The 13,234-nt window shown below is 70.5% G+C and carries 13 protein-coding genes and 3 tRNA genes; 4 read left to right on the top strand and 12 right to left on the bottom strand.

From position 1 onward, the window contains the following. Window positions 1-17: 17 nt before the first annotated feature. The gene (locus tag MRBLMI1x_RS05965; RefSeq protein WP_363457145.1) at window positions 18-1,313 is read right to left on the bottom strand and encodes a M18 family aminopeptidase; all 1,296 of its coding nucleotides are present in this window, start codon (window positions 1,311-1,313) and stop codon (window positions 18-20) included. A 514-nt stretch (window positions 1,314-1,827) separates the two neighbouring features. Between MRBLMI1x_RS05965 and MRBLMI1x_RS05960 the strand changes: the two genes are divergently transcribed. Next, window positions 1,828-2,553 (top strand): endonuclease domain-containing protein, encoded by a 726-nt coding sequence (locus MRBLMI1x_RS05960; protein WP_363457142.1) that lies wholly within the window; start codon window positions 1,828-1,830, stop codon window positions 2,551-2,553. 129 nt (window positions 2,554-2,682) lie between these two features. Here the strand turns inward: MRBLMI1x_RS05960 and MRBLMI1x_RS05955 are convergent, their stop codons facing one another. Then, on the bottom strand, window positions 2,683-4,299 hold the full coding sequence (locus MRBLMI1x_RS05955) for a DHA2 family efflux MFS transporter permease subunit (RefSeq protein ID WP_363457139.1): 1,617 nt from the start codon (window positions 4,297-4,299) through the stop codon (window positions 2,683-2,685). 67 nt (window positions 4,300-4,366) lie between these two features. Further along, window positions 4,367-4,957 carry a metallophosphoesterase family protein gene (locus MRBLMI1x_RS05950; protein WP_414685565.1) on the bottom strand — a complete coding sequence of 197 codons (591 nt, stop codon included), beginning with the start codon at window positions 4,955-4,957 and terminating at the stop codon, window positions 4,367-4,369. Here MRBLMI1x_RS05950 and MRBLMI1x_RS05945 point away from each other — a divergent pair. After that, complete coding sequence (locus MRBLMI1x_RS05945; protein WP_363457136.1) at window positions 4,956-5,210, top strand: hypothetical protein; 255 nt, start codon at window positions 4,956-4,958, stop codon at window positions 5,208-5,210. The two genes, MRBLMI1x_RS05950 and MRBLMI1x_RS05945, sit on opposite strands and share 2 nt — an antisense overlap. A 173-nt stretch (window positions 5,211-5,383) precedes the next feature. After that, window positions 5,384-5,893 (top strand): hypothetical protein, encoded by a 510-nt coding sequence (locus MRBLMI1x_RS05940; RefSeq protein ID WP_363457133.1) that lies wholly within the window; start codon window positions 5,384-5,386, stop codon window positions 5,891-5,893. Between the two features lie 51 nt (window positions 5,894-5,944). Here MRBLMI1x_RS05940 and MRBLMI1x_RS05935 read toward each other — a convergent pair. The 4 genes from MRBLMI1x_RS05935 to MRBLMI1x_RS05920 all read right to left on the bottom strand — a co-directional run bounded on the left by MRBLMI1x_RS05935 (window position 5,945) and on the right by MRBLMI1x_RS05920 (window position 8,534). After that, window positions 5,945-6,018, bottom strand: a tRNA-Met gene (locus tag MRBLMI1x_RS05935). Window positions 6,019-6,042: 24 nt separating this feature from the next. Further along, window positions 6,043-6,114, bottom strand: a tRNA-Thr gene (locus tag MRBLMI1x_RS05930). A gap of 64 nt (window positions 6,115-6,178) precedes the next feature. After that, window positions 6,179-7,540 (bottom strand): M23 family metallopeptidase, encoded by a 1,362-nt coding sequence (locus MRBLMI1x_RS05925; protein WP_363457130.1) that lies wholly within the window; start codon window positions 7,538-7,540, stop codon window positions 6,179-6,181. A 172-nt stretch (window positions 7,541-7,712) separates the two neighbouring features. Next, a complete protein-coding gene (locus MRBLMI1x_RS05920; protein ID WP_363457833.1) occupies window positions 7,713-8,534 on the bottom strand; it encodes an inositol monophosphatase family protein in 822 nt (273 codons plus the stop codon). A 31-nt stretch (window positions 8,535-8,565) separates the two neighbouring features. Here MRBLMI1x_RS05920 and MRBLMI1x_RS05915 point away from each other — a divergent pair, with 31 nt between their 5' ends. Then, window positions 8,566-10,131, top strand: coding sequence for a phytoene desaturase family protein (locus MRBLMI1x_RS05915; RefSeq protein WP_363457127.1), 1,566 nt, complete (start codon window positions 8,566-8,568; stop codon window positions 10,129-10,131). Between the two features lie 13 nt (window positions 10,132-10,144). Here MRBLMI1x_RS05915 and MRBLMI1x_RS05910 read toward each other — a convergent pair whose 3' ends face one another. The 5 genes from MRBLMI1x_RS05910 to MRBLMI1x_RS05890 form a co-directional block, all read right to left on the bottom strand. Next, window positions 10,145-11,152 (bottom strand): hypothetical protein, encoded by a 1,008-nt coding sequence (locus MRBLMI1x_RS05910; RefSeq protein WP_363457124.1) that lies wholly within the window; start codon window positions 11,150-11,152, stop codon window positions 10,145-10,147. A 146-nt stretch (window positions 11,153-11,298) separates the two neighbouring features. Beyond that, window positions 11,299-11,383, bottom strand: a tRNA-Tyr gene (locus MRBLMI1x_RS05905). A gap of 87 nt (window positions 11,384-11,470) precedes the next feature. Then, complete coding sequence (locus MRBLMI1x_RS05900) at window positions 11,471-11,959, bottom strand: FBP domain-containing protein (protein WP_018186904.1); 489 nt, start codon at window positions 11,957-11,959, stop codon at window positions 11,471-11,473. A 40-nt stretch (window positions 11,960-11,999) separates the two neighbouring features. Next, entirely contained in the window at window positions 12,000-12,314 is a 315-nt protein-coding gene (locus tag MRBLMI1x_RS05895) for a hypothetical protein (protein WP_040570560.1), read from the bottom strand. A 49-nt stretch (window positions 12,315-12,363) separates the two neighbouring features. Beyond that, complete coding sequence (locus MRBLMI1x_RS05890; RefSeq protein ID WP_363457120.1) at window positions 12,364-13,209, bottom strand: LysM domain-containing protein; 846 nt, start codon at window positions 13,207-13,209, stop codon at window positions 12,364-12,366. Window positions 13,210-13,234 lie beyond the last annotated feature (25 nt).

Genomic DNA, 13,234 nt, shown 5'->3' with positions numbered 1-13,234 from the left:
CGTTTCGGCGTTGAGCCTCAGGCGGTGAAGAAGGCCTCCGCCACCCGCGACAGGTCGTGCAGGTCGCTCACGCCGGCGAGCTCGCGCGCGGAGTGCATCGACAGGATCGGGATGCCGACGTCCACCGTCGCGATCCCGAGCCGGGTCGCCGTGATCGGACCGATGGTCGAGCCGCACGGCACGGCGTTGTTCGAGACGAACTCCTGCGAACCGACGCCGGCGGTGTCGCACCAGCCGTGCCAGGCGGCGGCGCCGGCGCCGTCGGTGGCGTAGCGCTGGTTCGCGTTGATCTTGAGGATCGGGCCGGAACCGAGGCGAGGCTGGACCACCGGGTCGTGCTTCTCGGCGTAGTTCGGGTGCACCGCGTGCCCGACGTCGCTGGAGACGCACCACGACGAGGCGAGCGAGCGCAGCTGCTGCTCGCGGTCGGCGCCGAGGGAGAGCTGGATGCGCTCGAGGACGTCGGCCAGGAAGGGACCGGCGGCACCCGAGCGGGTCGCGGACCCGACCTCCTCGTGATCGAACACGGCGAGCATCGCGATGCGCTCCGCGTCGAACCCGTCGGCAGCACGCGCGAGGGCGACGACGCCGGCGTGGACCGAGGCGAGGTCGTCGAGACGACCCGAGGCGAAGAACACATCGCCCTTGCCGAACACAGCCCCCCGGGCGGCGTCGGCCGTGACGACGTCGTACCCGCGGATGCGCGAGGCGTCGACGCCGGCTTCGGCGGCGAGCTCGCCGAGCAGGTCGGCGGAGTCCGCGTCGCCGAGGCCCCAGACCGGCTGGGTCTGACGCTGCTTGTCGAGGGCGAGGCCGTCGTTGACCTCGCGGTCGAGGTGGATGGCGAGCTGCGGCAGGCGCAGGAGAGCGCCCGTCGCGGCGAGGACGCTCGTCCCGTCGTCGAGCACGAGGCGGCCGGCGAGGCGCAGTTCTCGGTCGAGCCACGAGTTCAGCAGCGGACCGCCGTAGACCTCGACGCCGGCCTGCAGCCAGCCGAGGCTGCCCGTCGTGGGACGCGGCTTGAGCTTCAGGGCCGGGGAGTCGCTGTGTGCGCCGAAGACATGGACGCCGGTCGCGGCATCCGCCCCGTTCGGGACGACCCACGCGAGGACAGCTCCGTCGCGCACGACGAAGAACCGCCCGCCGGGCTGGGAGGGCCATGCGTCGCGCTCGTCGAGCTCCGTGAAGCCCGCGTCGCGCACTCTGCGGGCGACCTCGGCGGCAGCGTGGTAGCTCGAGGGCGAGGCGGCGACGAAGTCGGCGAGATCGGCGGCGTGGTCGAGCGCTGCCGAGCCGGTGAGGGGCGTGGACATGGGTGTACCTCCAGAGAAGGATGCCGGGCGGGACCCTCCGATCGTAGTTCGGCCGCGCTTCGCGCCACCCCAGCCACTTCCCCTGTCACGACACGCCGCGGCGCCCCGTCGTTCGCGGCAGGGGAAGACTCCCATGGCGGAACTCACTCGCTCCCCTGTCACGACACGCCGCGGCGGCTCGCAGTTCAAGACAGGGGAGGCCTTCTGCACAGGCGGGGATCGGCGGCGTCCCCTCTCCGACTCCACAGCCCAGCGGCGGCGGGGTCGACGTCGGCGGGACGCTGGACGGATGCACCCCCTTCCCGCGTCGCTCGGCGAGCGGTTCTCGGTCGCCTCTGCTCGGGCAGCCGGTATCCCGACGAGTCGACTGCGAAGAGGCGACCTCGTGCGGCCATTCCACGGTGTTCGGGAGCGTCGAGACGCGCACGACGACTCAGGATCTGATCGCTTCGGGATGCCGCGAGGAGACGCCGAGGCGGCGCACCTCCTTCGCGCACGGCAGTACGCCGCAAGGATGGCTCCGCATGAAGCCTTCAGCCATATCACCGCGGCGGTCATCTGGGACATCCCGCTTCCTCCGGGTGTGCTGCATGATCGTCGAGTGCACGTGGGAGTCGAGGGCCCGCGACGGCTCCCCCGTTCCGCCGGGGTGCGCGGCCACGAACTGCTCCCTGGCATCACACGGTTCGCGACCCACCCCACGACCGGACTCCGGGTGACGGACCCCGCGTCGACATGGGCGACGCTCGGCGCGATCCTGCGCTCGCAACCGGACCTCGTGGCCGCGGGCGACGCGATCGTGCGGACGTGGCGGGTGCCGAATCCCCTCGCGACTATCGATGAGCTGGCGGTTGCGATCGACCGCGGCCGGCGGGTCGGCGTCCGCTCACTTCGCGAAGCGCTTCCTCGGCTCCGGACCCGGGCGGCTTCGCGGCCGGAGAGCCATCTGCGGCTCGCGCTGCTCGACGCGGGACTGCCCGAACCACGTCTCAACCACCCGATCGTCGCCGACGGCCGCGTCGTGGCGACGGCGGACCTCGTCTATCCAGGTGCGCGTGTCGCGGTCGAGTACGAGGGCGAGCATCACCTGCTCGATCCCGGGCAGTGGGCATACGACATCGAGCGCTACGACGCGCTGCGCGCCGCCGGATGGACCGTGGTCCGCATCACGAAAGCGGACGTGTTCGGCCATCACGCTCAGGCGGCCGCGAAGGTCAATGCCGCTCTCACGGCGCGCTGACCTCCCCTGTCACGAACGGCGAGACCCGGCGGCGTGTTGTGACAGGCGAGTGCCGGCCAGCGGCGTGGGCTGCGTTCCTCTGTCGCGAACTGCGGCCGCGCGCGGCATGTTGCGACAGGGGAATGACGGTCAGGCCCCCTGGACGCGCTCCACTGGTCGCGCCTCCTGAGCCTCGACGTCGCGGCGGCGGCCGGAACCGAGAGCGAACGTCGCGCCCAGCCCGATGACGAGGAAGCCGGCGGCTGTCAGAGCCGAGGCGCGCGTGCCGTCCGAGAAGGCGGTGCGCGCGGCATCCGCGATCTGCGCCTGCGACGGGTCCGCCTCGAGACCGGCGATCGCCGCTCCCGCCGAGTCGACGACGGCCGTCACGACTTTGTCGGCGGCGGTCGACGGGACACCAGCATCGTCGAGGGATGCCGCGAGCACACCGCCCGTCGTCGTGAACAGCACCGTCCCGAGGATCGCGACGCCGAGCGCCGACCCGACCTGGCGGGCGGTGGACTGCATGCCCGAGCCCTGGCCCGACTTCTCGACGGGGACGTCCTGCAGGATGACACCGGTCAGCTGGGCCGTCGCGAGTCCGACGCCGAACCCGTAGACGGCGAGAGCGGGGATGAGCCAGCCCCAGGCGGCCTCCGGTCCGATGATGAACCCCGCCCAGGCGATGCCGATGATTTCGGCGAGGATGCCGACGCGCACCACGACGACCGCCGGGACCTTGCCGCTGAACGCGCCCGCGGCGCCGCTCGCGACGAACGATCCCCCGGCGAGGGCCAGGAGGAGGAGCCCGACCTGGAGCGCGTCGAAGCCGAGGACGAACTGGAGCCACAGCGGCAGCGCGAGGATGAGCCCGAACTCGCCGAGCGAGACGACGAGAGCCGCGATGTTGCCGTTCCTGAACGACGAGATGCTCAGCAGCGAGAAATCGATGAGCGGGTCCTGGCCGCGGCGACCGCGACGGAGGCCCCACCGGACGAACAGGACCAGCGCGATGAGCGTGATGGTGAAGGCGAAGGGGATCGGCGAGACGGAGAGCGGCCAGGTCCAGCCGCCGATCGTGAGCCCGGGCTCGGCGATCCACCAGCCGAACGTCCTGCCCTCGATCAGGCCGAACACGAGCGAGCCGAAGAGGATGACGGACAGCAGAGCGCCCACCCCGTCGATCGAGCGCTTACGGCTCTCCCGCGACTCGGCGACGGTCAGCAGCACACCGATGACGATGATGATGCCGAGCGGGATGTTGATGCCGAACGCCCACCGCCACGAGAACGCCGTGGTGAGCCAGCCGCCGAGGAGCGGGCCGACCGCGGCCATGCCGCCGATCGTCGATCCCCAGACGGCGAACGCGATGCCGCGCTCGCGGCCGCGGAACGTCGAGTTGATGAGTGACAGGGTGGTCGGCAGGATCATCGCTCCGCCGACGCCCTGCACGAAGCGGGCGAGGATCAGCAGCTCACCCGTCGGCGCGAAGCTCGCCAGCACCGACGACGCCGCGAAGACCGAGACGCCGATGAGCATGACGCGACGACGGCCGAAGCGGTCGGCGAAGGCACCGAACAGCAGCAGCAGCGAGGCGAAGACGAGGGTGTAGACCTCCTGGACCCACTGCACCTCGGTCGAGCTGATCTTCAGCTCCTCGACGATCGACGGCACCGCGACGTTGACGATCGTCGAGTCGACGATGATCAGCGACACCGCGACACTGATGAAGACCAGTCCGAGCCACCGGCGGGAGTCCTTCGCCATGAGATTTACCTCGCTTTTCTAGCAATCCGACAGCGATAGTACTCCTCCGACGGCGGGGTGCAACCCGTCAGATGCGACGAAGATCCACGGAACGGATGCCGCCGTCCGCGAGCTCCACCACCATCAGCGTGTGATGGGGCTGACGCCGTCGATCGGTCGGCGAACCGGGGTTCAGGAGCCGCATCCCGCTCGGCGACGTCGTGTCCCACGGGATGTGGCTGTGGCCGAAGACCAGCAGGTCGGCATCGGGGAAGGCAGCATCCATCCGCTCCTCGCGGCGGTGCTTCTGCCCGGTCTCGTGCACCACGGCGACGCGAACCCCCTCGATCTCGCGACGCGCGATCTCGGGGAGGACGGCGCGCAGGTCCTCGCCGTCGTTGTTGCCGTACACGCCGAGCACGTCACCGTGCTCACGAAGGTCACTGAGGACGGATGCCGCGACCCAGTCCCCCGCATGGACGATGAGGTCGGCGGCATCCGCTTCACGCCTGACCGCGTCGGGCAGAGTGCGCGCACGGCCGGGGATGTGGGTGTCGGAGATCAGCAGCAGTCGCGTGGTCACCGCGGCAGGGTAGCCCAGCCCGGCGCGACGCGACAGCCTCTGCGTGAGCAAGGTGGAGTGGGTGAAGGTGGGGTTCTCGAAGGAAGGAACAACCATGAGCACTCCCGAGCAGACCGGCGACGACGGCATCCGCCTCGACCCGAATGACGCACCCACCGAGGACACCACGGTCGGAGACACCGCGGCCGCCGACGCCGAGTTCGAGGGACGCCCCCTCGACATCCCCGCGGACGAGCCCGAAGAGACATATGCCGCAACCGACATCCAGCCCGAATCGCAGGGTGAGGATCCGGTGGTCGTCGAGCTCGGCGAGGAGGGCGAGGGCGACCTCTCCCCCATCGACGTCTGAGCTCTCGAACGACGCATCGCGTTCACCGATGCCATAGATCGTGCTCGACACGCCGCCCACCGACCCGGTGAGGCGGCGTGTCTCGTCGAATCCCTTGCATCCGTCGACAGGTGAGGATGCCGCGGTTCGACCTGCGTCTTCATCTCCCCGAAGATCTGTGTCAGATTCAGGTCATGGATACCGCTCCCGATGCGCAGGTGCCGTTCACGTCGGCCGACATCACGGTGCACACGCTCACGACGTGGGCGCTCGGATCGGTCATGGTCGGCGCGTACTGGGGGGCCGAGGCCTCCTCGCCGGGCGGCGGGTTCGACTATCTCGGCTGGTTCCTCGCTTTCAGCACCGTCGCCGTATTCATCCTCTGCTGCCTCGGCTCGCCGCTGGCGTGGCTGACGGCGCGAGCGTTGCGGACCGTCACCTCGACGTGGCTGCACATCGTCGCGTTCGGGGCGTTGGGCGCTGTGGCCTCCGTCCCCGTCGTCTGGGTCATGCTCCCGTGGACGTCGCTGGAGGGCGAACCCGTCCTTAGTCTGCGGATGCTGGGTGTCGCCGTACTCTGCGGCATCTGCGTAGCAGCGGCGCGAGCAATGGCGTTCCTGTCACGTGCACGCCGTGAGCGGAGGCCACCGCGACCGGTCGATCCGGAGGATGCGCTGCTGGACGCGATGGGAACGGCGAGCTAACCCCCGCCCGGACATGACAAAACCCCCGGGGTGGAGCCCAGGGGTTTTGCGTAGCGGGAGCGGGGCTTGAACCCGCGACCTCACGATTATGAGTCGTGCGCTCTGACCAGCTGAGCTACCCCGCCGTGGCGCATCTGAAGGATGCTGCGAGCCCCGAGTCAGGATTGAACTGACGACCCCTTCCTTACCATGGAAGTGCTCTGCCACTGAGCTATCGGGGCGTGCTGCCCGCAAGCGGGCAACTAGAAGAGGATACCAGAGTCGCGGCATCCCTCTGTAACCGGGTCAGCCTCGCGTGTGCTCCTTCAGCCACGGAAGCGGATCGATGCGGGTGGTTCCGCCGAGCAGCACCTCGAGGTGGAGGTGAGGACCGGTGGACTTGCCCGTGCTGCCGACCTTGCCGAGGACCTGGCCGGCCTTGACGGTCTCGCCGGGCGAAACGCGGAGGGAGCCGTACTCCATGTGGCCGTAGCGGGTCGACACGAGCTGGCCGTCGATGATGTGGTCGAGGACGACCGTCACGCCGTAGTCCCCGCCCGCTTCGGTGGCGATGCGCACGGTACCCGCTGCGACCGCGTGGATCTCGGCGCCTCGCCCGGGGGTGAAGTCGGTGCCGTGATGCACCCGCGAGAACTTCGACAGGTACGAGGTGGATCCGAACTGCGCCGAGATCGGCACACCGACCGGGAACGGCCACTGCACCTCGGCGGTCGCATCGTTCACCCACGTTCCCGCGAACTTGGTGACGCCGGATTCGGCGGCCACGTCGGCCATGGACTCGATGTCGTACTCGTCCGAACGCGCGAGATCGCCGGCCGCGGCCGTCGATCCCGAGACGTACGCCTGGATCTCGGGAGCCTCGGTCGTGGTCTTCTCGCTGGCGAGCGTCATGTCGCCGCGGACCTCCTGGCCGAACGCACCCACGGCCGCAACCGGGGTCGTCGTTCCGATGGCGAGAAGGCCGACGACGCCGACGACGCTGACCGAGAAGGATGCCGCGGCCAGCCGCTTGAACACGACGCGGCCCCGCCGGGGGCGCTGGGGCTGGTCGGCCATGCGGACACGGGTCTTGCGCTGAGTCTGCTCGTCGGCGTCAGCGGCTGCGCGGGCGACCTGGATCGGCGTCTCGCCGGTGAAGGAGAACACCTTCGCCGCGAGTTCGAATTCGTCGATGCCGGGAGCCGCGTCGTGGCCGGAGGCGTGCGTCGAGTCCGCGGACGGGAGGACGATCGTCTCGTCGAGGAACTCGCGAAACGGCGTCGCCTCGGGGGTCGCGGTGGCCTCGGCAGTCGTGGAGCGCGCAGAGCGAACGCGACGACGCAGCGGGACGGAGGCGACCGGCGTCTGCGCGACCGGGCTCGCCGCAATGGCGGATGCGACATCGGCAGACGGCACGGGGACCGAGTCGGCGATGACGGCGTCGGCGATGGTCTCGGACACGACGGATTCCGCCAGCGACACGGGCGCGAGGTCTGCTGCCGAGGAGTCCGCCGCAACGGCACGCGTGCGGCGACGGCGCAGCGCCGGGGCGTCGGCGGCCTGGATCATGGCGATGACGTCACCCATGGCGGCGACGGCCTGGACAGCTGCCGTCTCGGCGTCGCTGACCGGGGCCGCAGCCTGCTTGCGATACTCCGCACGGGTCAACGGCTTGGAGCCGGACGCGGCGGGTCGCCGATCGCGACGCGCAGCGGGCGCGTCAGTCGGGGAGGTCTCGAAAGTCAAACGTGCGGGCTCTCGGGTAGAGCGGCCTGGGCCGCGGGGCTTCAAGGACAGACACCCTCGCTCGGGCAGCGAAGGTAACGATCAGATAAACACGCTACACGAACGGGCCTGGGAATGGGATGTCCATTCCCAGGCCGATGGTGTCCGTCAGTCGCGCGAAGAGCTCGGGGCCCGCCGCGACGGTCATGTCGCGCCCGGGGAATCCACCGGGAGCGCCCGCGACCCGCCCGCCCGCCTCGGTCACCAGCAGTGCGCCGGCGGCGTGATCCCAGGGGTGGAGGCCGCGCTCGAAGTAGCCGTCCAGCCGCCCGGCGGCCACGTAGGCGAGGTCGAGCGACGCCGCTCCGGCGCGCCGCAGGTCGCGCAAGAGCGGCATGACCGCGGCGACGCGGGCGAGGTCCTCCTCGTGGTACTTCGGGTCGTACCCGAAGCCGGTGGCCACGAGCCCACCCGCCTCGCCGACGCTCGACACGGCGAGGCGCTCCTCGCCCCGCCAGGCTCCGCCACCGCGCACCGCGTAGAACGTCTCGCCGACAGCCGGGTTGTGGACGACACCGGCGAGGGCCGTCCAGGTCGGGGGCGTGGGCTCTCCGGACACCGCCGCGATGCTCACGGCGTAGTGCGGCATCCCGTAGGCGTAGTTGACGGTCCCGTCGATCGGGTCGACGACCCACGTGATGTCGGAGGTGCCCCGCTCGGCGCCGGACTCCTCTCCGAGGAAGCCGTCGTCGGGGCGCTCGGCGGCGAGCCGCGCGCGGATGAGGGCTTCGACCTCGCGGTCCGCCTCGGTGACGATGTCGGCGATCACGGACTTGGTCGCGGCGATCGCGACACCCTCCTGGCGACGGCGCAGCGCCAGGGCGCCGGCGTCACGGGCGATGTCGAGGGCGAGGTCGGCGAGCGCAGCGGCATCCATCCCTCCACGGTACGCCGCTAGGTTGAGCATCATGAGCGCCATCCGCGACGTCGTCATCGTGGGCGGAGGGCACAACGCCCTCGTCGCCGCTGCCTATCTCGCCCGCGCGGGACGCACCGTGACGGTGCTCGAACGTCAGGGTCACGTCGGCGGCGCAGCCGTCTCGGAGCGCCCCTGGCCGGGAGTGGACGCGCGCCTGTCTCGTTACTCGTACCTCGTCAGCCTGCTCCCCCGCACCGTGATCGACGATCTCGGACTCGACATCCGACTCGAGCGGCGACGCTACTCGTCGTACACGCCCATGCCGGACTCCCCGGACCGCGGCATCCTCATCGACAACGCGGATGCCGCCGCCACCGCGGCGAGCTTCGCGCACGCGACGGGCGACGACGGCGAGGCGGCACGGTTCTCGGCACTGTACGAGAGGGTGGCCCCGCTGGGCAGGGCGCTCTTCCCGACCGTCACGGCGCCTCTGCGGAGAGAGTCCACCGTCCGCGCCGCCGTCGGCGACGACGCCCTCTGGGAGGCGGTGTCGGGCCGTCCGCTCGGCGAGTTCATCCGAGGGGCACTGGCGACCGACGTCGCCCGCGGCATCGCGTTCACCGACGGCCTGATCGGAACCTTCGCCCACTCAGACGACGAGTCGCTCCGTCAGAACCGCTGCTTCCTCTATCACGTCATCGGTGGCGGAACCGGGAACTGGGACGTCCCGGTCGGTGGCATGGGTGCCGTCAGCGCCGATCTCGAGCGCGCGGCCCGGTCGGCGGGCGCCGAGATCCGAACCGGCGCCGAGGTCGTCGCGGTCTCCCCCGACGGTGACGTGGAACTCGCCGACGGCGAACGGCTCGGGGCGCGGCTCATTCTGAGCGGCGTGGGCGCGGCGGTGCTCGACGGCCTCCTGCGCGCCGGCGGCAGCATCGGCACCGGCGCCGCCCGTCCCGAGGGGGCGCAGATCAAGGTCAACATGCTGTTGTCCCGCCTGCCCCGACTGCGGGACACCTCGGTCGACGCTCGCGCCGCGTTCGCCGGCACGTTCCACATCAATGAGACCCTGTCGCAGGTGGATGCCGCCCACGACCGTGCGGCGGGTGGAGCCATCCCGGATCCGCTGCCGGCGGAGATCTACTGCCACTCCCTCACCGACCCGTCGATCCTGGGACCCGAGCTGCGCGCGTCGGGGGCGCAAACACTCACCCTGTTCGGGCTGCAGGTCCCCCATCGACTGGTCGCCGGAGGTGCCGCGGACCGTCACGCCCTGTGGGCGGCGGCCGAGCGGTCGCTGGACTCGGTGCTGGCCGAGCCGATCGCCGACCTCCTGTACCGGGCACCGGACGGGAGCCCCTGCGTCGAGGCCCGCACGACGGCGGACCTCGAGCGGGACCTCGGCATGGTCGGAGGCGACATCTTCCACGGCGAGCTGTCGTGGCCGTGGGCTCGAGACGACGAACCGCTCGAGACCCCCGCCGAACGGTGGGGAGTCTCGAGCGGTGTCGAGGGTGTGCTGCTCTGCGGATCGAGTGCCCGCCGTGGTGGAGCGGTCAGCGGGATCGGCGGACACAACGCGGCGATGGCCGCTCTCGAGATGCTGCCGGGCTAGCCGGCCCGCGGTCTCAGTAGCGCGGCGGCGGCGGCACGTCCGGCGCGCCCGGCGCAGGCGGGACCGGCGGTGCGGGCTGATCGGGCTGGGACGCGTCGCCCGGAACCGGTGGTGCCGGGGGAACCGCCGGCGCATCCGCGGGAACGGACTCGGGAGCCGGGGGTGCCTGGGGAGCCGTCGCGCCGTACGGCTGCTGCGGGTAGCTCGGCTGGCCGGTGTAGTAGGCGTTCCAGTCGGGCGACCCGTCGGGCATGACCGGGAGCGGGGTGCGGCCGTCCGCGTACGTCGGCCAGGCCTGGACGGGAGCCGCCGGAGCGGTCAGCGCGGGGTCGAGCTGCGCGACGGAGCCGTACGGCTGGGCGGTGTAGCCCTGGGAACCGTAGCCGGAGACCGGGGAACGATCGCGCTTCGGGGCGAACAGCGCGTTGACGAGCGGGACGAGGGCAGTGCCGACGGCGGCGAGGATCGTCACCGAAACGACGACCTTCCAGTAGATGTCGCGGAAGTCGGTGAACTCGGCGAAGAGCAGCGGGATGATCAGCATGACGGCCAGGATGACGACGAGGCCCATGGTGACGTAGGCGACGATGCTCGTGAAGGTCGTCTGGTGTCGCGCGAACGACTTGCTGTAGAGCCGGATGTGGAGCAGGGCCGCCTGCAGGATCAGCACGATCAGGATGAACTTGAAGAACCGCTCGGCGCCGACGCCATAGTCGCCGGGAGCTTCCGGCATCCAAATCATGAACGCCCCCGCGATCAGCGCGACGACCCACGACACGATGCTCGCCAGCGCGAACCAGGCCGGGCGGCGCTCAGCAAGGGATGCCTCGAGGATCGACACTCCCGCGAAGGCGGCGAGCAGGAGGATCGTCAGGAATGCCCGGGCCACCATCCCGTTGGAGTCGCCCACCAGGACCCAGACGACGCAGACGATCGCCGCGGCGATCAAGGCGCCGATCGCGACCCAGATCGCGGCTCGGAAGATCTTGCTCGAATTCGGCGCAGTGCTCGGTTCGCTCATCCTCGGCATCCCTTCGGCGGAGGCCTCCCCCGCCCTCGATCCCCCATCCTGTCAGACCGCCCCGTGGGCGACGGAGATGTCCACAGGGGTTGCGCACGCCGGGAGAAACAAGAAAGAGCCGCGGAGATGTCCGCAGCTCTTTCGTCTGGTGGCGAGTGAGGGATTCGAACCCCCGAATGCAATGCAGTCTGATTTACAGTCAGATCCCTTTGGCCGCTTGGGTAACTCGCCAGGTGCGCACCCGCCCGGCTTTCTCAGTCGACCGGAGGCGCGATCACCGATACTACCCTCCCCGAGGGCATGTCGAAAACCGAGGCCTCAGGCGGCGGAGGCGACGCGCTCCACGAAGGATTCGAGTCGGTGCCGGGTGCCGTCTATGCGCCGATCGACGCTCGCGCGGATCTCGCTCGGCGCGAGCGGACCGGCGATCCGCACGTTGTCATGGCAGGTCAGATCGGCGCACACGTAGGTACCGACGCTGTCGCCCCGGTCACCGGCATCCCCCGCCCGTCGCGCGGTGAACATCGTCACTTGGTTGCCCGGCTGCATCGTGTGGCAGATGTTGCACATCGCCGACCGGGCGCGGGCGGCGCCGTTCGCGGCGCGCAGGACGATGCCGGTGGGCTCGCCGCCGATCTCGGCGACGACGTAACCCCGGCTGCGCGTCGTGGGGTCTCGCCAGGCGAGGAAATCGAGGTGATCCCACTCGAGGATCGGAAAGTCGTGGGGCAGTTCGAGACGTTCCCGCTCGTCTCTCGTCGCATTGACGAGCACGTCGCGCAACTGGTCCTCTGTCAGCGGCCGCATCACTCCAGTCTACGAAGCGACGGATGCCGCGGCTCCGCCGTCAGCTCCCGACGGCCAGGATGATCGAGGCCGCGCCGACGAGTGCGATCCCGAGGACTGTTCCGGCCGCGGGCCAGACGAACCCACGTCGACGGATGCCGGCGAACACCAGACCGACGATGCCGGCGAGCATCGCCGCCGACCCGCCCGCGACGAGCAGCGCGAAGGTGAGGATGAGGAGCCACCCGTACTGCTCGTCGACCGTCGCGACCAGGACGAGCACGAGGAGGGTCGGCAGAACCGACAGGACGACCATGGCGACAGCGGCGATTCCCCACGCGCGTTGCGCGAGCTGAGGAGGTGCGGGCGTGCTCACCCCGTCAGGCTACGGGCGGAACGCGCCCGCGCCGGGCGGCGCGCGGGGCTCAGCCCTTGGCCTCGATGGACCGGCTGGTCGGCCGGAGCTGCACCCGGTCGCCCGGCTGCAGGACGTGCTCGGGACCGCCGGCTTCGTTGAAGCGCTGCACCGTGATCGCGTCGACGCAGAAGCGGTCGCCGATACCTCGATAGGTGTCGCCGGGCTGCACGGTGTAGAACGTGGGCTTCCCGTCCACCTTCTCGACGGGACCCTCCGCGTACTCGCCGGTACCGGTGTCGGTGAGGGCGCCGGACATGCTCACGGAGATCCGTCCCGACGAGGTGGGCTCGGACACCTCGATGCGGGCGATGCCGTCGCAGTCCTGGTGGGTGCGATAGCCGCCCTTCTTCGCCTCGTTGAGCGCCGCCGCCGTCGCCGTACCCTCGGGGAGGATCGCGAGGTAGTCGCCCTCGTAGATCTCGCCCGCACCGTCGAACGCGTTGGCGGCGTCGAAATCGCCGCTGTCGAGGCAGAAGCGCTCGACGATCGCCCAGTACGAATCGTTCGACACCACGCGGTAGACCGTCGCGAGACCCTTCCCGTTGGATCGCTCGACGACGCCGGTGGCCCCGGGAGAGATCGACCCGCGATCCTTGCCGGGTGCGACGCCCAGGCACTTGCTCTCGGGCGGTGCGGGCGTCGTCTCGACGGGTGCGGGCTCCGTGGGTTCCGGCGTCGGGGTCGGAGTCGGGGTCGGCGGCGCGATGCGCGCGGGACTGGCCGACGGCGACGGCGCCTCCGCCACCACCTCATCCGTCGGGATCATGCCGATGACCGCCGGCGCCGCAAGCGCCAGCAACCCCACGACCGCCCCCACGGCGATACCGAGCATGATCTTCCCCCGACGATCCATGCCTCGACGCTATCGGTCCCCGATC

Source organism: Microbacterium sp. LMI1x-1-1.1 (genome assembly GCF_040676205.1).
Taxonomy (GTDB): domain Bacteria; phylum Actinomycetota; class Actinomycetes; order Actinomycetales; family Microbacteriaceae; genus Microbacterium; species Microbacterium aquilitoris.
Note: the sequence above shows the minus strand (reverse complement) of the source record. Positions and strands in the feature narration are given on the sequence as shown.